Below are 20,297 nucleotides of genomic sequence, written 5' to 3'. Positions count from 1 at the left end.
TCGTTGTTGCGGGTGCAAAGATACACAACTATTACTTATCTACAACTATCTTTTTTAACCTTTTTTTAAATTATTTCACATCGAATCTTAACTAGCTGATTTTATGTAGATTGCATATCATGTTTTTTATAAACTACAGTCATTGATACGCTATTCTTATAAGATATACTCCCGCAAAGCCTAGCGTTAGTGATGGAATAACATATGTGAGCCCTTTGAAAGAGCGTGGAAAAAGCTAGTAACGACAGTAAGATCTCTTGACCAAACGGAGGAACCCCACAAAGACAAGAATATTTATTACTTATTATGTAGATAATAATACTATTAATTAGTAAAAAAGCCATCAATTACATAATTGATGGCTTTAAAATTTATAAGGTTTGACTCTTATTTGTACTGACACAAGTAAGAAGTTTGTCCTGAAACTTTTACCTGAAACTTTTCATTTGCTTCAATTTGGTATGCTTCACCAGCTTTATAAGTTACCCATTCTGTAGATCCTGGTAATTTAACTGTCATTTCTCCTTCTACAACATTCATTGTTTCGTGTAAAGAAGTAGCGAATTCATACTCGCCTGCTTCCATTACTCCTAATGTAGATTTTCCTGTTGCTGATTCGTAACCTAAAGACTTAACGTTTCCGTCAAAATATTCGTTTGCTGAAATCATATTCTATTTCTTTTTTTATGTTGAACTGTAAAAATACACATCTTTATTGTGATAGAAAAACAATTCATTGTTTGTACAATGTTTGTTATTAATAACTATTATTTATTTTGCCAAACTCGGACATAATCAATTTCAAAATCCATTATTCCTTTTTTCTTTTGTTCTGGGGTCCCGTTTAAAGTTAATTCATCTTTACTTTCAGGCATTCCGTTCCACGAAAATATTTCCATATCTAGCCATAAATTAATAGGATTGGTTGCTACGTATCCATTGTAATCTTCTTTAACAGGTCTGTTTTTTTTTGCCCAAGCAGTAGCTTGTTCTGCTGTAACTGATGAAAATAATTTTCCATCAATAAAATACTTAATTCCTTTTTCATCCCATTCAATTCCATAAATATGAAAATCACTTGCTCCACGGAAGCCCATATCTTTTCTTTCTGTATATGATGGTTTTCCTTTTAATTTTTTCCAATCACGAATAGACCACCAAAGCTGTTTATCTAGATGCTCTTTTCCCTTTTTTCTTCCATCTCCAAACATTTCAAAAAAATCAAATTCTAATCCTTCTCCCATAGACCAAAAACCACTTGTAATCTCGGCATCAATTGCTTTACTTCTAATTTCTATGTATCCATACTTAAATGCTTTACGTTGAATAAAGCAGGCTGTTGTTATGTTTTCGTAAGGCAGAGCTTCTCCAAACACGGGTTTTCGAATTTCATCACTAAAAGGAAAGTCTGGTTCCCAACGTGCCTCTAATTTTAAAATTCCATTTTCTAATCTATAGTTACGTCCCGAAAACTGAGAAGGAGCTCTACCTTTCCATATTCTTTTCTTTGGATTGTCTGGGTGTTTGTAAAAAGGTTTTCCATCTTTAAACTTTCCTACAATATACCATCGTTCTTCATCAATTTCTTTGGTATTAAACTCATCACTAATTTCTGAATTGTATAGCCAAGCTCCTTTGTTTTCAGGATCTGATGTTGGATATACTTTTGTAGTTTGATTTACCTTTCTTGTTTTACATGCATTTATCAACAGTATAAAAATTACTGAGAAAAATACAAGGCTTACTTTTTTAAAAAAAAACATTGATTTTATTCTATTTATTTTTACGTATTTAATAATTACTCTATAGTAATTTTAAGAGATTTAGACATTAGTTTTCCATCTTTTCCTTTGGCTATAACTATTACTTCTGATGCTGATTTTGTTGCTTGAATAGCTAACAAACACTTTCCAAAAGCAGTAGGAACTGTTTTTCCTTTAAAATTTGTCAGCTTTGTAGTATCTCCGCAATCTGTACCTAAAAATCTATGCTGTCCCTGTATTTCATATGTAATTTCATCATCAACATTCTTAACAGCTCTTCCTTTATTATCAATTAGCTGAGCTACGACATGAATAACATCTGTATTATTAGCGTTTACTTTAATTTTATCTGCCTTTAAACGAATAGCCACTGGTTTACCTACAGTTTGCAAACTTGTTGTTGCTGTTTGTCTTCCTTTTACTCCTTTTGCTATTAGTTTACCTTTTTTATAGTCTACTGCCCATTTGTAAGTATAATCGTCTTGATCTTTTAAATATTGAACTCCTAATGATCTACCATTTTGAAACAATTCTACAGACTCACAATTAGAATATACTTCTACTATAGTTTTGGTTTCTTTTTGGTAATTCCAATGCGGATTTACATTTTGCCATTCCCTAGGTGCTAACTTCCAATAATCTTTTTCCTTTTCTACAACATTACTCTTAGCATCTTGTTTGTATATTGACTTATTTTCCGTTTGTGTGTACATACTTATTACAGGGATATCATCTCTCCACAGTGCTTTAAACATGTAGTAAGATCCACGAGGAAAACCTGCAATATCTAAAGGACCGTGATTTGTTACTTTTCTTGGCCAGTCATTAGCTCTACATTCCCCCATATAATTTACACCTGTCCATAAAAATAATCCAGGAATAAATTCTCTTTCAATTACTGCTTTCCACTCATACCAACGAGGAACATTTTCTGTCCCCATCATAGCTGTGTTAGGGTATGTTTTTTTAAAATAATCGTATTTGTGAGGTTTATAACTATAACCTACTACATCTAGCACATCAGTATATCCTGTTTCAAAACTTGAAGTTGATCAAAAATTCAGCGTTGTTATAGACACCATCAAAAATGATATGACACTTTTGATTCTTATTGATTTTTGTTGTAAATAATTTACTATACCATCCTATTCCACCCGACATAAATGCAGTTCATCCTTCTAGATCTTTAGAAAAATCATATTCTATTGACCAATCATGTGGTAAATCTAATTTTCTCCAATCTTTAGGATTGTATGTAGTTAATGGATAATCTTTAGAATCTGATAATGTAAATAGCCAATCTTCATTAAAATTGATGACTCCTTTGCTTTGAGCAAAATGATTATAAGAAACTGTTAATAATAGACTTACTATTATTAATTTAAGTGATAACAAATTAACTTTCATTAAAACAACTATTGATTTTTTAAGTATAATCCACCAAATGAATTTTAAAATTATACTATTCCAAACCTAGATCCATCTATAGAGCAAAAATGGTATTCACATAGTCAATAGAATACTTAAAACATGCTATAATTCTTTGAATTTAAGCATAAAAAAACTCGATTAGTTTTCACCAATCGAGTTTTAAATTTATATATAACTAAAGCCTTAAGACTCTTGCTCTCCTGCTTTTAATGGAACAGTTTGCATGATGTAATCTTCACCAAAAATATACTCTCCATTTTCGTCAACTTTACTATAATCATAAGGCCAACGGTAAACTTCAGGAATTTCTCCTGGCCAGTTACCATGAACATGTTCTACTGGAGTAGTCCACTCTAATGTATTTGCTTTCCATGGGTTTTGACTTGCTACTTTTCCTTTGTAAATACTCATAAAAAAGTTTACCAAGAAAACAACTTGAGCAGCACCACCAATCAATGCAAAGATTGTCATTACTTGGTTTACATTTGCTAAATCGTCAAACAATGGAAAGTTTGTATTTGTATAATATCTACGAGGTAAACCTGCCAATCCAATAAAGTGCATTGGGAAGAAAACTCCATAAGCTGCAATAGCCGTAATCCAGAAGTGAACATACCCTAATGTTTTGTTCATCATTTTCCCATACATTTTAGGGAACCAGTGATAAATACCTGCATACATTCCATAAATTGCCGATACACCCATTACCAAGTGGAAGTGAGCTACAACAAAATAAGTATCGTGAACGTTGATATCCAAAGCAGAATCTCCTAAGACAATTCCGGTTAAACCTCCTGTAATAAATGTAGAAACCAATCCGATAGAAAATAACATTGCAGGGTTAAACTGTAAATTACCTTTCCATAAAGTAGTGATGTAGTTAAACGCTTTTACTGCAGATGGAATTGCAATCAACAAAGTTGTGAATGTAAACACAGATCCTAAGAAAGGGTTCATTCCAGACACAAACATATGGTGACCCCATACAATTGTTGATAAGAAAGCAATTGCCATGATAGATCCAATCATTGCACGGTATCCAAAAATTGGTTTACGTGAATTTGTAGAAATAATTTCAGAAGTCAATCCTAATGCTGGTAACAATACAATGTATACCTCTGGGTGACCCAAGAACCAGAATAAGTGTTCAAACAATACTGGTGATCCTCCTTGGTAGTTCAAAACTTCTCCACCAATAAAGATGTCTGATAAGTAAAAAGATGTACCAAAACTTCTATCAAAAATCAACAACAATGCTGCAGATAATAAGACTGGGAAAGAAACAACTCCAATAATTGCAGTAATGAACAATGCCCACATAGTTAATGGTAATCTTGTCATTGTCATACCTTTTGTTCTTAAGTTTAAGATGGTAACAATGTAGTTTAAAGAACCAATCAAAGACTGAGCAATAAATATAGCCATAGAAACCAACCACAATGTCATCCCTAATCCTGAACCAGGAATTGCTTGTGGCAATGCTGACAACGGTGGATAGATAGTCCATCCTGCAGAAGCTGGTCCAGCTTGTACGAACAATGAAATAACCATGATAACACTTGAGATGAAAAACAACCAATAAGATAGGCAGTTCATAAATCCTGAAGCCATATCACGAGCTCCAATTTGCAATGGAATTAATAAATTTGAAAAAGTACCACTCAAACCTGCAGTTAATACAAAGAATACCATGATGGTACCATGAATTGTAACTAAAGCTAAGTAGATATCTGGTTTCATCACTCCCGCTTCTGATTGAAAACGTTCTGGTAAGAAAGCTTCAATAATAGAAAATGAATGCTCTGGCCAAGCTATTTGAAGTCTAAATAACAAAGACATTAATACTCCTATAACTCCCATGATCATACCAGTTACTAAAAACTGTTTTGAAATCATTTTATGATCAAAACTAAATAAATATTTAGTTACGAAAGTTTCTTTATGATGATGTTCTGACATAATAAATTCTTTTTTTATCTAACAGTTTTCTTATAACTTGAATAATTCTTTTGCAGTCTTTTGTTGGTTCAACCAGATTAAATAATCTTTTTCTGATTCAACTACAATTTTCATTTGCATGTTGTAGTGAGAAGGTCCACAAATTTTGTTACATAGCAATAGGTAATCAAATTCATAAGGATCATCTCCTTTAGCTTGTCTTACTTTATTAACACTAGCTACCTTGCGTATTACATCTTTTCTTTCTCTCATTTCCTCAGTAGTGTATTTTGGTGTAAAACCAAACTCTGTTACCATACCAGGAACACAGTTCATCTGAGCTGTAAAGTGAGGCATATAAGCAGAGTGCAATACATCTTGAGAACGGAACTTAAAAACTACTTTCTTTCCAACAGGCAAGTGTAATTCACGTACAGGAATGTCATCAACTGAATTTGCATCTGTCAAATCGATACCCATCGTATTTGCTCCTTCAATATTACGAACGTTACCACGTCCTAATTCGTTATCTCTACCTGCATATCTAGCTTCCCATGCAAATTGTTTTGCATAAACTTCTACTACAATAGCTTCGTCACCTTCTAAATCTGTAACATCATTCCATATAGATAAACCGTACAAAATCAAGACTGCTAAAACTACAGTTGGAATGGTTGTCCAAATCAATTCTAATTTATGAGAATCTGCAAAGAAAGTTGCTTTCTTTCCAACAACACCTTTGTACTTATATCCAAAGAAGTATAACAATCCTTGAGTGATAAACTGAACTACTCCAATTAAAACAAAAGTGATTGTATATAAATTATCATAATCTTCACCTTCTACAGAAGCAGAACCTGGCAACATGATATCGTGTAGAAATATCAAACAATATCCCATTAATAAGTAAAAACCTATTAAGAAAACTAGCAACAATTTACCTTGTAAATCATTGTCTTTGTCTGTTGCGATAGGATTGTCATCGTTCTCGAAAGTGATGATTTTTTTACCGTCTTTAATTTCCTTGAAAATTACTCTGTATGTAAGTAGTTTGTTCACTTGCCAAATTCCAATGGCAATGGCAACAGCTACGAAAAAATAAAATAAAGCTAACATAATTCTGTTTTAAATTTTTTGCAAATGTAGTGATATATATTAATAATGGAAATGTTCACTTTCGTGTAAAAAAGGATTTCCTTTTGCAATTAATGGAGCTTTACTAATAGTTGTAAATACTGCATAAATAAACAATCCTAAGAAAAATAAGATACTTGCAATTTCAGTAATTCCAAATCCCCATTGATCTCCTACCGTACCAGGCATAATCATAATAAACACATCAATATAGTGTCCTAATAATATAATACTTCCTACTCCAAGTACAATTTGTGGTATACGTTTAAAGTCACTATTTACCAACATTAATACAGGCAATATAAAGTTCAAAGGAATCATTCCTAAGAAAATCCACTTATAATCTTCAAAACGTTGTATATAATAAACAGTTTCTTCCGGCATATCTGCGTACCATATTAACATGAATTGAGCAAACCATAAATAGGTCCAGAAAATAGAGAATCCAAACATAAATTTTCCTAAATCATGTAAATGACTATCATTTACAACCTCTAGATATCCTTTAGATTTTAAATATACAGTTACCATTGCAATAATAGTAACAGCACACACTAAGAATGTTGCTAATACATACCATCCAAATAAGGTAGAGAACCAGTGTGGATCTATTCCCATAATCCAATCCCAAACTGACATAGATTCTGTAAAAATAAAGAATCCTAAAAATGCAACTCCTAATTTGTAATTTTTTGTATAGTTTGTTAAGTTACCAGCAGTATCTTGTAATAAAGAGTATTTTCTATTTAAGAAACGGAAAACATTCCATCCTACTAAATAAACAAGACTACAAATTAACCATCTAGGTACATTTAACCAACCTTCTTTATTTGCAATCAATTGATCAAAATTTGCTGACTCTGGATCTGTTACACCTTCTCCCATCCACACAAATAAATGATTCGCACCAAATGCTGTTAGAATGACAAAAATGATGAAGATTGCAGATACGTAAGGTAAAAATCCTGAGATACCTTCCATAACTCTAAACAAAACTATAGACCAACCCGCTTGAGCAACTCTTTGAATGTTTAAGAATGCAAAAACAACAATAGTTACAAACGTAAAAAAGAACAACGCTACATAAAATGCTGCCCAAGGTTTGTTTTGTAATTGATGTAAAACATGTTCTAAATGATGGTCTCCATGACCTTCAGCATGTGTTTCTTCTTTATGACCAGCTGCTGCGTGTGCATCGTGACCATGTGCATGAGCTTCTTCTTTATGAGTAGTTTCCGCATGCGCATCGTGATGAGCTACCTCTTTTGTAGCATGTGCATCTCCATGAGCTCCATGTCCCGCTTCTTGATGTGCTAATATTTCAGCTACTTCTGCTTGGGTACTTGGAGCAGAAACAAAACCGATAATGATACCTATTAAACCGATTACCATTAAGGCAATAGCCGTTATCTTTAATTTACTTGAAAATTGATACATAATTTATCTAAGTGTTTGGTAATTTATTTTAACAAGTTATTTCTTAGTTCTTGAACATGCTTTACAATCAACCAACGTTCTTTTTCGTTCAATTGTGAAGCGTGAGATCCCATCATGTTTTTACCGTGCATTATAACATGGTAAATACTTCCTTCGGTTACATCTCTATCCTTATAGTTTGGAATTCCTAAGAATTTTTCTCTTTTCACTAAGTCTCCTTGTCCATCTCCTTTTTTACCGTGACATACTGAACAGTAAATAGTGTATAAGTTTTTTGCTTGTTCACTATCTAAGTCTTCTGCTGTCAAAGGTGATTTTAATTTTTTCTTTGCATCCTCGTACCCTTCGTTTGTATCTGGATATTCATAAGGAATATGTCCTCTAGAAATAGATCCTGATACTGGTTGTTGAGCTTCTAATCCGTTCTCAAAAACAGTACTCTCTTCATAAGGTTCACCAGAAACTGACTGATACATATCAGGCATAAATTGTAACTGACGTCTTGACTTGTCGCATGAAGTAAAAACTAAGGTTACTACTGCTAAAACTGTTGTAATTTTAAATAATCTACTCATGGTTATTAGTGCTTTTCAATTACTTTAATCTCAACAGCATTGGTAGTGCTTAACAAAGCTGTTAATTCTTCTTCGTTATCGTGTACAGGAATTTCCATTAAGAAAATATCATCTGTAGTTCTTGGATCAGGATTTTCAGCTTCCTTAAAAGGCCACAATCTACTTCTCATGTAAAAAGTAATTACCATTAAGTGAGCAGCAAAAAACACTGTCAATTCAAACATAATTGGCACAAAAGCTGGCATGTTTAACCACCAAGAAAAATTGGGTTTACCACCAATATCTTGAGGCCAATTTTCAATCATCATATAATTTGTCATCCAAATAGCAAATGACAAACCACACAATCCATATAAGAAAGCACAAATTGCTAATCGTGTTTGTGGCAATCCTAATAGCTTATCTAAACCGTGAACTGGAAACGGTGTAAAAACCTCTTCAATATGATGATTTGCTCCTTTGACTGTTTTAACAGCATCCATTAAAACATCATCATCATTGTATAATGCGTGTATAACTTTATTAGTGCTCATTTTTTCCGTCTCTTAATTGTTTATAATGTTCTCCTGAAGATTTCATAATTGTTTTTACTTCTGCCTGAGCAATTACAGGGAATGTTCTTGCATATAATAAGAACAATACAAAGAAGAATCCAATCGTTCCTACAAAAATACCAACATCTACAAATGTAGGCTCAAAACGTGTCCAAGTTGATGGCAAGTGACCTTTACTTAATACAATTGCAATAATGTCAAAACGCTCAAACCACATACCAATGTTGATGGCTATAGAGATTAAGAAAGATACAATAAAACTTCTTCTGAACTTTTTAATCCACAACAATTGAGGTATCGCAATGTTAAATAAAATCAACGACCAGAATGCCCATCCGTAAGGACCTGTTGCAGCTCCAATAGACATGTATGTATAGTTTTCATAAGGAGAACCTGTGTACCATGCAATAAAGAATTCAGATGCATAAGCTACAGCAACAATACCTCCTGTTACCATAATTACAATGTTCATATATTCAATATGCAAACGAGTAATGTAATTTTCTAAGTTGGTTACTTTTCTCATCACCCCTAAAAGTGTTTGTACCATTGCAAATCCAGAAAAGATTGCTCCAGCTACGAAATAAGGAGGAAATATAGTTGAGTGCCAACCTGGGTTGATAGAAGTAGCGAAATCCATAGATACAATAGTGTGTACAGAAAGTACTAATGGAGTTGCCAAACCAGCTAATACTAAAGATACTTCTTCAAAACGTTGCCAGTCTTTTGCTCTACCAGACCATCCAAAAGATAACAAAGCGTATATCTTTTTTTGGAAAGGCTTTACAGCTCTATCACGAATCATTGCAAAATCGGGTAACAAACCTGTCCACCAGAAAACCAATGATACAGATAAGTATGTTGAAATTGCAAATACATCCCATAACAATGGTGAGTTAAAGTTAACCCATAAAGATCCAAATTGGTTTGGAATAGGCAATACCCAATAACCATTCCACGGACGTCCCATGTGAATAATTGGGAACAAACCTGCTTGGAATACTGCAAAAATCGTCATTGCTTCTGCAGAACGGTTGATCGCCATTCTCCATTTTTGACGGAACAATAAAAGTACAGCAGAAATTAAAGTACCTGCGTGACCGATACCTACCCACCATACAAAGTTGGTAATATCCCAAGCCCATCCAATGTTCTTGTTCAATCCCCAAGCTCCAATACCTGTACTAATGGTATAAGCAATACAACCTAGACCCCATAAAAATGCGACCAATGCAATTGTAAATGCTACATACCAGTTTTTATTTGCCTTACCCTCTATTGGTTTTACAATATCCATTGTGATATCGTGGTAACTCTTTTCCCCTAAAACTAAAGGTTCTCTGATGGGTGCTTCGTAATGAGACGACATATAATTAATTTTAAATTTTAGTTATTCCTTTTAAGCTTCGTTTGTATTTCTGATTTTAGTTTGATAAACTACATTGTTATCTGTTCCAATGAACTCTAACAATCTATATGCTCGTTTATCTTTACGCAACTCAGTTACTTCATCTTCTGGACTGTTGATGTCCCCAAACTTGATAGAACCTGTAGCGCAAGCACTAGAACAAGCCGTTGTAAATTCATTAACATCTATTGCTCTACCCTCGTTTTTAGCGTTTAAAATAGTTGCTTGTGTCATTTGAATACACATAGAACATTTTTCCATCACTCCACGAGAACGTACAACTACATCTGGGTTCAACACCATTTTACCAAAGTCGTCATTCATATGGAAATCAAACTCATCGTTGCTATTGTATTTAAACCAGTTAAAACGACGTACTCTATAAGGACAGTTGTTAGCACAGTAACGAGTACCCACACATCTGTTATATGCCATTTGATTCTGACCTTGGCGACCATGAGATGTTGCCGCTACAGGACAAACAGTTTCACAAGGTGCATGGTTACAGTGCTGACACATCAACGGTTGGAAAGCTACTTGAGGATTTATTGCCTCAGGAGTTTCTAATTTTTGGTATAATTCAGCTGAATCTTCACTAGAAGCTGAATTTGTTTTCTTATTATCAGTGATTGCATCACCTTCTGAAGTATAGTATCTATCAATACGCAACCAGTGCATATCTCTACCTACACGTACTTCATGCTTCCCTACAACAGGAACATTGTTTTCTGCATGACATGCAATTACACAAGATCCACAACCTGTACAAGAAGTTAAATCTATAGACAAGTTAAAGTGATGTCCAATAGATCTATCATGATCTTCCCACAAATCAACCTTATTAACATCTGTTTCTTGGTGCTTTAAAGAAACTTCCGGTCTTGGATTCCACTCTTCTGCATGACCGTGTTGGTATTGCTCTAAGCTAGTTTCTCTTAAAATATCGTGACGACCAGCAATTGTATGTTGTAATTGTTCACATGCAAATAAGTGATCTCCTCCTGTATTTTCTACAGAAACAACTTGAGATCCTCCAAAAGCAATACTGTAAGCGTTAACACCTACTAACATTTCTTCTTTTAATGCTTTTGTTTTACCATATCCGTAAGATAATCCTAAAGAACCTTTAGCTTGACCTGGTTGAATTAAAACAGGTACATTTTCTAGTTTTACACCATTTACAGTCAATGTTGCATATTGACCATTGATAGCTCCGTTATCTTTGATTGGGTTAGAAAAACCTAATTCATCAGCATCTGCTTTAGACATCAACAAATAGTTATCCCAAGAAGCTCTTGTTAATGGATCTGGCAATTCTTGCAACCAAGGGTTGTTTGCTTGTTGACCATCACCCATTGCAACTGAAGAATACAATGTCAATTCAAAAGCTCCAGATTTAATTCCTGATTTGAATGCACTTGCAGCAGCAGTTACATCAATATCGCTTGCACTTAATACTGTTGCAGATAATGGTGCAAAACCATCGTGCAATGTAGTATTCCAAGATTTATCTCCTAAAACATCAGACTTTGCATAAGCTGATAAATAATCATAGTAAGAAGTTGTTTGACCTGACCAAGCTAACAAACAATCTTGAAATTGTTTTGAATCAAACAAAGGTTTGATGGTTGGTTGTGTCAAACTGTATTGACTTGCAGTCATTTTAACATCTCCCCAAGCTTCTAAATAACTAGGTGTTGGCAATGCAAATTGCATCTCATTCAATGTTTCATCTTCCTTAGAAGAGAATCCTACAGTTAATTTTGTTTTTTTCAAACCAGCTTTAAAATCAGCACTTTTTGCCAATGTATAAACTGGGTTGGTATTATAAGTAATCAATGCTCCAACTTTACCTGCTTTCAATTCTGCAATCAAAGTAGAAACCTCAGCATCATTTCCTCCACGTACGTACTTAACATTCGTAGTATCTAAAATTTCTGAGTTTAAATAGTTATTGATTGCCAAAGCAATCAATTGAGCATTTTTATCTTGAATTCCTGTAATAACTACAGCTTTACTTCCTGATTTTTTTAATTGCGCAGCAGCTTGTTTGATAGCAGCATCTCCAGGAGTTTTCTTAGAAGCTAAGTTTTGTCCTGTTACTGCGTTGTATAAGTTGATTAAAGCATAAGCTTGTTCAGATGGTTTTAACACCACACGTTTGTCTGCATTTGCTCCCGTCAAAGAATAATTCCCTTCAAACTGAATGTGACGTGAAAACTTTCCTGCTTTTACATCTCTACCTGCAGCATAAGCAGCTTCAAATCCTCCACCTTGCCAATCTCCTAAGAAATCTGCACCAATAGAAACAATTGTTTTAGCATCTTCTAATTTATAGTTAGCTAAAGCTCTTTCTCCGTAAACCTCTTGGAAAGCATCTAAAGCAGCAGACTCAGAAATAGCATCGTAAACTACATGAGATACATTGTTGTATTTTTTAGCAAAGTCAGCAATCAAAGCATCTGTAGAAGGACTTGCTAATGTTCCTGTCAAAATCACAATTTTTTCTCCTGCATTAGAAAGAGTTTCTAATTGAGCTGTAATTTTTCCATTTACATCCGACCAAGAAGCTGTATTCCCTTTTACTTTAGGACCTCTCAATCTTAAACTATCATATAAAGACAATACAGAAGCATTTACGCGGGCATTTGTAGTCCCTTTAGCTTCTTTGTTTGGTAAAATAAAAACAGGTCTACCCTCTTTTGTTTTTACCAATACGTTTGCAAAATCAAATCCATCTGCAATAGTAGATGCATAATAATTTGCAATACCTGGAGTTACCTCCTCTGGTTTTACAACGTAAGGGATCGATTTAATTACCGGTCCTTCACAAGCTGCTAACGAAGCTGCTACTGTTGTAAATCCAACATATTTTAAGAAATCACGTCTTGTTGTACTTGACGCTTCTAACGTTTCTTTATCACCTAAAAACGATTCAGGAGCTTGTCCTTCATTAAATTCGTTTTGTTCAAGCGAAGCAACAATTGAACTATTTTCATTTAGCTCTTCAACACTTTTCCAGTATTTTTTGTTTGATGCCATGTTAATTTGTTTTTCTATAGTTGATGCTAACCTAAAAACTTAGCTTAAATTTCCTTATAATCCTAGTAATGACACTTACCACACTCTTTACCTCCTAATTGTGCGATGGTAACTTTTTCAACACCGTACTTATGAGACAATTGTTCGTGTATTTTTTTATAGTATCCATTCCCTTCAATATTCACCTCTGTTTCTTTGTGACAGTCAATACACCATCCCATTGTTAACGGAGAGAATTGATACATTTCATCCATTTCTTCTACTGGACCGTGACACTTCTGACATTTAACACCCGCCACAGTTACGTGTTGAGAGTGATTGAAATAAGCGAAATCTGGTAAATTGTGAATACGAACCCACTTGATAGGTTTTGTTTCTCCTGTATACTTTAAGTTTTCAGCATCCCAACCAGCTGCCTCGTATACTTTCTGAATTTCTTTATCTAAATACTCTTTTCCTTTTATATCAATCTTAGTATCATCGGCTACTTCAGAAATGTTTTTATGACAATTCATACATACATTTACAGAAGGAATACCTGAAGTTTTAGAATGTTTTGCTGATGAGTGACAGTATTGACAATCTATCTTATTATCTCCCGCATGAATTTTATGTGAAAATGCTATTGGCTGAACAGGTTGATACCCTTCATCCACACCTATAGACATCAATGCAGTAAACCCAAAGTACACCCCTAAGAACACCAATATAATGACTGCAAATATTTTCAAAAATCCATTATTACTTTTCAAGAAAACCCATCCGATCAATGAAAGTAATACTAAAACAACCACGATTGTTGCTATTTTAGGTAAAATTTCACTTGGTGTAGATTCTACTTCCACTGCATGAGCAGCCGCTACGTTTCCAGTTGCTTTTTTAGCATCTCCAACAGTAGTGTAAGCAAGAATGTCTTCAATTTGCTTGTCTGACAAGAATTCAAAAACACTCATCGCAACCCCTCCATACTCTTCGTAAATTGCTTTCGCATCTGCATCTCCAGAGGCTCTTAACTTGTTGTTGTTCTTAATCCAAGCTTTCAACCAATCCATCTCACGACGTTCTGCTACTTTGTAAAGGGCAGGACCTGTAGATTTCTTGTTTAATTTGTGACATGATGCACAATGCATGTTAAACAATGCTTTTCCTGCTTTAGCCTGTTCTTCCGAAGGTTCTTGTGCTGATAAACTCAAAGAAAAAGAGAAGAAAAGCGCTAGACTTAACTTTAAAACACTAGATAGTTTTCTGTGTAATTTCACAATTTTCATACAGTTGTATAATAAGTTTTAAATATGTTCTAACGCGCAAAAAAGACTCAATAATAGAATTAAATCATTTTCGAACGTAGGAACAAAAGTAACATTATGCTTCCAATTGATGAACAGATATTAAGACCTAAAAGTTAATTTATACGTATTCTAAATAAAGTTTTATTATTAATTATTTACTTATGTTTGTATCCTATTAAACGAGTGTCAATTATGTCAAACAAACTGCTTTTTACCGCTTTATTTTCTTTATCTGTAATCACCTCTGAATCTGTTTTTTCACAGTCAACAAAATCTCCACTAGAAAGATTTGTAGAAAAAAAGAGAAACTTTAACAAAAAAACTAAAAATGGATTTAGTGTTGTGTTATATACTGGTAACGAAGGAATAGCTCGTGAAACTTTTGAAAATTTTAAAACTGAATTTCAAGATATTAAGATTAAACTGACCTATGTAAGTCCTGATTGGAAAGTAATCACTCCTTCTTGTAGCTCTAAAATTGAAGCAGAACGAATTGTTATTGCTATCAAGGAAAAATACCCAACTGCTAAAATATTATAAAGGGTAAAAGGACTATCATTAAAAAAAAAGACACCTATATTCTTAAATATGGGTGTCTTTTTTATACAATACTATTGCACTAAAATTATCTGATTAACTTTTTATATTTAATTCGCTTCGGAATACCATCTCCTCCCAAACGCTTGATTTTATTTTCTTCATACTCTGAGAAAGAACCTTCAAAGAAATAAACCTGAGAATCTCCTTCAAAAGCTAAGATATGTGTACAAATTCTATCTAAAAACCATCTATCGTGAGAAATTACAACTCCACAACCCGCAAAGTTTTCTAAACCTTCTTCCAAAGCTCTTAGCGTATTTACATCTAAATCATTCGTAGGTTCATCTAACAAGAGTACATTTCCTTCTTCTTTTAAAGTCATTGCCAAGTGCAAACGGTTACGTTCTCCACCGGACAACGCAGAAACTTTTTTATTTTGTTCTGATCCACTAAAGTTGAAACGAGATAAGTAAGCTCTAGAATTCACCATTTTACCTCCCATCATGACCAGCTCTTGGCTATCTGCAAAATTTTCCCAAATTGACTTTTCAGGATCAATATCTGCATGATTTTGATCTACATATGCAATTTTAGCAGTGTCACCCACTACAAACTCACCTGAATCTGGGGTTTGCTCTCCCATAATCATTCTAAAAATAGTAGACTTACCAGCTCCGTTAGGACCAATAACCCCAACAATTCCGTTTTGTGGCAAATTGAATTCTAAATTATCATACAATAATTTTTCTCCAAATGCTTTTGCTACACCTTTGGCCTCAATTACATTGGTTCCTAAACGTGGTCCATTAGGAATATAGATTTCTAATTTTTCTTCAACCTGTTTCTGATCTTGGTTCATCAACTTGTCGTAGTTCTTCAAACGAGCTTTTGATTTGGCTTGACGACCTTTAGCTCCTTGCTTTACCCACTCTAATTCTCTTGCCAATGTTTTTTGACGTTTAGAAGCTGTTTTCTCTTCTTTTGCCAAACGTTGTCCTTTTTGATCTAACCAAGAAGAATAGTTTCCTTTCCAAGGAATACCTTCTCCTCTATCCAATTCTAAAATCCAACCAGCAACATTGTCTAAGAAATACCTATCGTGCGTAATTGCAATTACAGTTCCTTTGTATTGTGCCAAGTGATGTTCTAACCAATGTACAGACTCTGCATCTAAATGGTTGGTAGGTTCATCTAACAGCAACACATCTGGTTCTTGCAATAACAATCTACACAAAGCAACTCTTCTTCTTTCTCCTCCAGATAAGTTTTTGATAGGTGTATCTCCTTCTGGTGTGCGCAATGCATCCATTGCAATTTCCAACTTGGTATCCAATTCCCAAGCATTAGAGGCATCTATCTGATCTTGCAACTCAGCCTGACGAGTCATCAACTGATCCATTTTATCAGCATCAGAATACACTTCTTCCAAGCCAAACATATCGTTGATTTTATTGTATTCGTCCAAGATAGCAACTGTTTCAGCAGCTCCTTCTTTTACAATATCCATCACTGTTTTGTCTTCATCTAACTTAGGTTCTTGCTCTAAATACCCTACAGAATACCCAGGTAAAAAAGTAATATCTCCTTGATAATTCTTTTCTACTCCAGCAATAATCTTCATTAAAGTTGATTTACCAGAACCATTTAACCCTAAAATCCCGATTTTAGCTCCATAAAAGAAACTCAAATGGATATTCTTTAACACTTGTTTTCCAGTAGATTGATAAGTCTTGCTCAATCCAGACATGGAAAAAATTACTTTCTTATCGTCTGACATGTATATCTATTTATTTAACAAGTTGCAAGATACTATATTCCTGTATTCTAAAGGAAACCATTCCTTTTTTTTTAATTTAGATCTTTAAAATTAAACCTTAATATACATACCTATGAAAAAACTTATTTTTTTAACCCTTGTTAGTGTCGGATTGTTCTCCTTTATAAGTTGTGAAAAGAAAGATAGAAAAGTAATTAAAGTTGATGCGAACGGAGCTATAGATAAGACAAAAGATGCTTTAAAAGATGCGGGAAATTTTATTGAGAAAAAATCTAAAGAAGCAGTAGAAACGGTAAAAGAAAAAACCAAATAGTTTGTCGTTATTTTTTTAAATGAACCAAAAAAGCCTTCTTTTTCAAGAAGGCTTTTAAATAGACTACCCCTAATCTATTTTATAGTTATGAATGCTGAGTATATTAAATGAATGACAAAATACCCCTAAATTATCAAACTATACCAACATTCATTATCAATTTACGAAATTCTACAATAGTGTACAAGTTATCTTAAGACTTTAATATTGTTCTCTGAAATATACTTAATAGGATAGACCATTGTTTCGTTTTCAGACTTAACAACTACATATATATTGTCAATAGACTCTATAACACCAACTACTCCATCTATCTCCACTTTATCTCCTACATATAATGATTTTTTTGTATAAAAACCAAGTAGCAATCTGGTAACAACATCTTTAGATCCTAAACCAAAAGACAACGTAAAAGTGATTAATACCGAACCAAATATCAATGTAATATTGCTCGTAATAATTGCTGTATTCACTCCTATTTGCTCCAAAGATGTAACGGAAACAAAAATGACAATTACATAAAAAACGACTGTTCCTAGTATATTAGAAACTCCATCACCCAATGATTTCATGACGGTTTTGATTGTTGTTCTAATCAAGCTAGCCAAATAAACACCTATAATAAAAATTACAACTGCACTAAATACTTTTGGCAACATGCTAATTACATTAGAAATACCTTTAGAAACAATTTCTAATTGCAACATTTCTGCACCAATAATCACAAAAATTAAAATTACAAACCATTTTACAATAGGAATGCAAAATTTAACCAAGTCTACTTCTATTTTCTTTTTTCCAAACGCTTCAGATTCGTTTAACTTGTTTATTACTCTATCTGGGTTGATTCTTTTTAGCAATTTTTCTACAATATAAAGAGTCAATTTTAATACAATATAAGCAAGTATTAGGAAACCTATAATTTTACCCGCTCCTTTTAAAAAATCGAGCAAAACGATATAAAACTCTCCCATTTTTCCGGTTTGAAAATTCATGATATTATTTTTTATTTTTAAATAAGGTTGATAGTATTTTTGGGTATTTTATCAAATAAAGATCCGCCAAATCCAAAGTTAATTTTAGCATATCTACATCACTCAGAACCTTCTTTCTTAGTTCTTTTGAAGGTTCGTGATTTTCTTGTATTTCTTTAAAAGGATTGCTCATAAATCAAGAAAATTAGAAATTTCTAAAGCTTTTTTCTTGGCCCTGTTCAAACGCATTTTAACCGCACTTTTACTAACCCCTAAAAGAATTGACAGTTCTTTTATAGTCATGTCATCCTGGTATTTCATTAATAAAATCATTTTATACTCAGGATCTATTTTATCTAAAATTAATTTTAGTTTTGTCGCTTTTATTTCAAAGATCAAAGCATCGTCTATTTCCTCTATATCTGCAAAAGAAGCTTCTAAATCGTCACTAATCTTTTCATTTTTTTTATACTTATCTCTCTGAATGTAGTTCACACAAAAATTATAAGTAAAAGAATACAACCAAGTAGAAAACTTAGCCTCTCCTTTGTATGTTTTTATTTTAACAAACAACTCTACAAACAAATCATGTGTTAGATCTTCTGCAATTTCTTTGGATTTAACAAACGACAAACATTTGCTATATACAACAGACGAATATCTATCGTACAACACAGCAAACAAATGTGTATTGTTTCCTTTTACAATCTTCTCTATTAACTCATTGTCCGTCAACTGGAATATATTTTTTGAGACTGCAAATGTATCATTTACTAAAAATTTTTCACTCTTTTTCTAGAATAATAGACTCTTAAATTTTGTTACAAAAATCAAAGTTCAATTTCCCTTATTTTATTAGTTATACAAGATCGATAACTAACATTGTGTTTTAAGTTAAAAAAGCCTTCTTTCTCAAGAAGGCTTTTCAAATAGACTACCCCTAATCTATTTTTTGTTATAAATGATTAGTAATAAAACGACCGACAAAATATCCCTAAATTATCAAGTCATACCAACACTTACTATTAAGACACATAATTGATAAATAGGTCACATATTTTTTATCTTTTTAATACCATTTATATAAAAAAATTTCATTAACAATTATAAATCAAAATGATACGAATTATATTTAATTGCAAAACATTCTATAAAGACAAATTAGAATCACAATAATGAGATATATCAAAAACAAAACCTCAATACAAACTGTATCGAGGTTTTAAATTTATAGTGATTTTCTAACTAAAGACATCAAGTCAAACTCCCCATCACTCCTTGTTGATAATCCATAAAAGCTTGTGTTGTTTCTCTTCTAGTATTCATTACAAAAGGTCCTTCCATCACCACAGGTTCATCAATAGGTTCACCAGACAACACCAATAATTTAGAAACTTGATTAGCTTTTAATGTAAATCCATCACCATCATTGTTAAAAGTAACCATGGCCGTTTCTCCATATTTTAAATTCTCTGATGCATTTACCAACACATCTCCTTTAATAAGGTATAGCAAAGCATCTTGATTGGTTGGAATCTCTACCTCAATTTCTCCTTCTTTTTCTATATCTATCCAAAAAGCATTTACAGAGGTTTGTGTTTGTATCACTCCTTGTTTCCCTTTTTGTTCTCCTGCAACAATGGTTAAAACACCTCCATTAAAAACAATAGTTTCCATTTGTTCCACATCTGCTTGCTGGTAATTAGGTTCCATCATCTTTTTACTCCTAGGTAAATTTAACCAAAGTTGAATTCCTTCTAATTCTCCTCCTTTTTCTACAAACTCAGGTGTAGGTCCTTCGGCATGAAAAATTCCTTTTCCAGAAGTTATCCATTGTACTCCACCACTTTTAATAGTTTGTACATTTCCTAAAGAATCTCTGTGTTTTTGTTCTCCTTGAATTAAAAAAGTAATGGGCTCAAACCCTCTATGTGGATGCGCTCCTAAATCAAAAGGATTACTTTCTTTACTAATTGAATAAGGTCCATAATGATGTAACAACAAAAACGGATCTGCTCTTTGAATGTTTCTACTAGGAATTGGTTGTCTTAACTCAATAGGACCCATCATTGTAAAAGGCGAATTGCTAAGATATTTAATACTGTTCTTTTTCATTTCATTA

Annotated in this window: 19 protein-coding genes; 2 read left to right on the top strand and 17 right to left on the bottom strand. The window is 33.2% G+C overall.

Going from position 1 to position 20,297, the window contains the following annotated elements; all coding sequences use genetic code 11:
• Positions 1-387 precede the first annotated feature (387 nt).
• The 12 genes from Q4548_RS09350 to Q4548_RS09295 form a co-directional block, all read right to left on the bottom strand.
• Complete coding sequence (locus Q4548_RS09350; protein ID WP_303454107.1) at positions 388-669, bottom strand: pyrimidine/purine nucleoside phosphorylase; 282 nt, start codon at positions 667-669, stop codon at positions 388-390.
• Between the two features lie 98 nt (positions 670-767).
• Complete coding sequence (locus Q4548_RS09345) at positions 768-1,763, bottom strand: family 16 glycosylhydrolase (protein ID WP_303454106.1); 996 nt, start codon at positions 1,761-1,763, stop codon at positions 768-770.
• 35 nt (positions 1,764-1,798) lie between these two features.
• On the bottom strand, positions 1,799-2,782 hold the full coding sequence (locus tag Q4548_RS09340) for a DUF4982 domain-containing protein (RefSeq protein WP_303454104.1): 984 nt from the start codon (positions 2,780-2,782) through the stop codon (positions 1,799-1,801).
• 151 nt (positions 2,783-2,933) lie between these two features.
• Complete coding sequence (locus Q4548_RS09335; protein WP_303454103.1) at positions 2,934-3,170, bottom strand: hypothetical protein; 237 nt, start codon at positions 3,168-3,170, stop codon at positions 2,934-2,936.
• A 207-nt stretch (positions 3,171-3,377) separates the two neighbouring features.
• Complete coding sequence (locus Q4548_RS09330) at positions 3,378-5,153, bottom strand: cbb3-type cytochrome c oxidase subunit I (protein ID WP_303454102.1); 1,776 nt, start codon at positions 5,151-5,153, stop codon at positions 3,378-3,380.
• Positions 5,154-5,183: 30 nt separating this feature from the next.
• Positions 5,184-6,248 carry a cytochrome c oxidase subunit II gene (locus Q4548_RS09325; RefSeq protein WP_303454099.1) on the bottom strand — a complete coding sequence of 355 codons (1,065 nt, stop codon included), beginning with the start codon at positions 6,246-6,248 and terminating at the stop codon, positions 5,184-5,186.
• A 39-nt stretch (positions 6,249-6,287) separates the two neighbouring features.
• The gene (locus tag Q4548_RS09320; protein WP_303454098.1) at positions 6,288-7,703 is read right to left on the bottom strand and encodes a quinol:cytochrome C oxidoreductase; all 1,416 of its coding nucleotides are present in this window, start codon (positions 7,701-7,703) and stop codon (positions 6,288-6,290) included.
• Between the two features lie 23 nt (positions 7,704-7,726).
• The gene (locus tag Q4548_RS09315) at positions 7,727-8,278 is read right to left on the bottom strand and encodes a cytochrome c (RefSeq protein WP_303454096.1); all 552 of its coding nucleotides are present in this window, start codon (positions 8,276-8,278) and stop codon (positions 7,727-7,729) included.
• 5 nt (positions 8,279-8,283) lie between these two features.
• Positions 8,284-8,811, bottom strand: coding sequence for a DUF3341 domain-containing protein (locus tag Q4548_RS09310; protein WP_303454093.1), 528 nt, complete (start codon positions 8,809-8,811; stop codon positions 8,284-8,286).
• A complete protein-coding gene (nrfD, locus tag Q4548_RS09305; RefSeq protein WP_303454091.1) occupies positions 8,801-10,201 on the bottom strand; it encodes an NrfD/PsrC family molybdoenzyme membrane anchor subunit in 1,401 nt (466 codons plus the stop codon). Before nrfD ends, Q4548_RS09310 begins: the two co-directional genes overlap by 11 nt.
• Positions 10,202-10,231: 30 nt before the next feature.
• On the bottom strand, positions 10,232-13,282 hold the full coding sequence (locus Q4548_RS09300) for a TAT-variant-translocated molybdopterin oxidoreductase (protein WP_303454088.1): 3,051 nt from the start codon (positions 13,280-13,282) through the stop codon (positions 10,232-10,234).
• Positions 13,283-13,344: 62 nt separating this feature from the next.
• Positions 13,345-14,550 carry a c-type cytochrome gene (locus Q4548_RS09295; RefSeq protein ID WP_303454085.1) on the bottom strand — a complete coding sequence of 402 codons (1,206 nt, stop codon included), beginning with the start codon at positions 14,548-14,550 and terminating at the stop codon, positions 13,345-13,347.
• Between the two features lie 213 nt (positions 14,551-14,763).
• Between Q4548_RS09295 and Q4548_RS09290 the strand changes: the two genes are divergently transcribed.
• A complete protein-coding gene (locus Q4548_RS09290) occupies positions 14,764-15,111 on the top strand; it encodes a hypothetical protein (RefSeq protein ID WP_303454083.1) in 348 nt (115 codons plus the stop codon).
• Between the two features lie 85 nt (positions 15,112-15,196).
• Here Q4548_RS09290 and ettA read toward each other — a convergent pair whose 3' ends face one another.
• Positions 15,197-16,888 carry an energy-dependent translational throttle protein EttA gene (ettA, locus tag Q4548_RS09285; RefSeq protein ID WP_303454080.1) on the bottom strand — a complete coding sequence of 564 codons (1,692 nt, stop codon included), beginning with the start codon at positions 16,886-16,888 and terminating at the stop codon, positions 15,197-15,199.
• A gap of 112 nt (positions 16,889-17,000) precedes the next feature.
• Between ettA and Q4548_RS09280 the strand changes: the two genes are divergently transcribed.
• Positions 17,001-17,201, top strand: coding sequence for a hypothetical protein (locus Q4548_RS09280; RefSeq protein WP_303454077.1), 201 nt, complete (start codon positions 17,001-17,003; stop codon positions 17,199-17,201).
• Positions 17,202-17,389: 188 nt separating this feature from the next.
• Here Q4548_RS09280 and Q4548_RS09275 read toward each other — a convergent pair whose 3' ends face one another.
• The 4 genes from Q4548_RS09275 to Q4548_RS09260 form a co-directional block, all read right to left on the bottom strand.
• The gene (locus tag Q4548_RS09275) at positions 17,390-18,196 is read right to left on the bottom strand and encodes a mechanosensitive ion channel family protein (RefSeq protein WP_303454074.1); all 807 of its coding nucleotides are present in this window, start codon (positions 18,194-18,196) and stop codon (positions 17,390-17,392) included.
• A gap of 4 nt (positions 18,197-18,200) precedes the next feature.
• Positions 18,201-18,368 carry a hypothetical protein gene (locus tag Q4548_RS09270; protein ID WP_303454071.1) on the bottom strand — a complete coding sequence of 56 codons (168 nt, stop codon included), beginning with the start codon at positions 18,366-18,368 and terminating at the stop codon, positions 18,201-18,203.
• Entirely contained in the window at positions 18,365-18,910 is a 546-nt protein-coding gene (locus Q4548_RS09265; RefSeq protein ID WP_303454068.1) for an RNA polymerase sigma factor, read from the bottom strand. The genes Q4548_RS09270 and Q4548_RS09265 overlap by 4 nt, the downstream gene beginning before the upstream one ends.
• Positions 18,911-19,429: 519 nt before the next feature.
• Positions 19,430-20,290 carry a pirin family protein gene (locus tag Q4548_RS09260; RefSeq protein ID WP_303454065.1) on the bottom strand — a complete coding sequence of 287 codons (861 nt, stop codon included), beginning with the start codon at positions 20,288-20,290 and terminating at the stop codon, positions 19,430-19,432.
• Positions 20,291-20,297 lie beyond the last annotated feature (7 nt).

This window comes from Wenyingzhuangia sp. 2_MG-2023 (assembly GCF_030548295.1).
GTDB lineage: Bacteria > Bacteroidota > Bacteroidia > Flavobacteriales > Flavobacteriaceae > Wenyingzhuangia.
The sequence above is the reverse complement of the archived record's forward strand: the minus strand, read 5'-3'. Positions and strand labels throughout refer to the sequence as shown.

Coding starts and splice junctions, on each gene's coding strand:
- Q4548_RS09350 (WP_303454107.1), bottom strand. CDS start 669: ATGATTTCAGCAAACGAATATTTTGACGGAAACGTTAAGTCTTTAGGT.
- Q4548_RS09345 (WP_303454106.1), bottom strand. CDS start 1,763: ATGTTTTTTTTTAAAAAAGTAAGCCTTGTATTTTTCTCAGTAATTTTT.
- Q4548_RS09335 (WP_303454103.1), bottom strand. CDS start 3,170: ATGAAAGTTAATTTGTTATCACTTAAATTAATAATAGTAAGTCTATTA.
- Q4548_RS09330 (WP_303454102.1), bottom strand. CDS start 5,153: ATGTCAGAACATCATCATAAAGAAACTTTCGTAACTAAATATTTATTT.
- Q4548_RS09325 (WP_303454099.1), bottom strand. CDS start 6,248: ATGTTAGCTTTATTTTATTTTTTCGTAGCTGTTGCCATTGCCATTGGA.
- Q4548_RS09320 (WP_303454098.1), bottom strand. CDS start 7,703: ATGTATCAATTTTCAAGTAAATTAAAGATAACGGCTATTGCCTTAATG.
- Q4548_RS09315 (WP_303454096.1), bottom strand. CDS start 8,278: ATGAGTAGATTATTTAAAATTACAACAGTTTTAGCAGTAGTAACCTTA.
- Q4548_RS09310 (WP_303454093.1), bottom strand. CDS start 8,811: ATGAGCACTAATAAAGTTATACACGCATTATACAATGATGATGATGTT.
- nrfD (WP_303454091.1), bottom strand. CDS start 10,201: ATGTCGTCTCATTACGAAGCACCCATCAGAGAACCTTTAGTTTTAGGG.
- Q4548_RS09300 (WP_303454088.1), bottom strand. CDS start 13,282: ATGGCATCAAACAAAAAATACTGGAAAAGTGTTGAAGAGCTAAATGAA.
- Q4548_RS09295 (WP_303454085.1), bottom strand. CDS start 14,550: ATGAAAATTGTGAAATTACACAGAAAACTATCTAGTGTTTTAAAGTTA.
- Q4548_RS09290 (WP_303454083.1), top strand. CDS start 14,764: ATGTCAAACAAACTGCTTTTTACCGCTTTATTTTCTTTATCTGTAATC.
- ettA (WP_303454080.1), bottom strand. CDS start 16,888: ATGTCAGACGATAAGAAAGTAATTTTTTCCATGTCTGGATTGAGCAAG.
- Q4548_RS09280 (WP_303454077.1), top strand. CDS start 17,001: ATGAAAAAACTTATTTTTTTAACCCTTGTTAGTGTCGGATTGTTCTCC.
- Q4548_RS09275 (WP_303454074.1), bottom strand. CDS start 18,196: ATGAATTTTCAAACCGGAAAAATGGGAGAGTTTTATATCGTTTTGCTC.
- Q4548_RS09270 (WP_303454071.1), bottom strand. CDS start 18,368: ATGAGCAATCCTTTTAAAGAAATACAAGAAAATCACGAACCTTCAAAA.
- Q4548_RS09260 (WP_303454065.1), bottom strand. CDS start 20,290: ATGAAAAAGAACAGTATTAAATATCTTAGCAATTCGCCTTTTACAATG.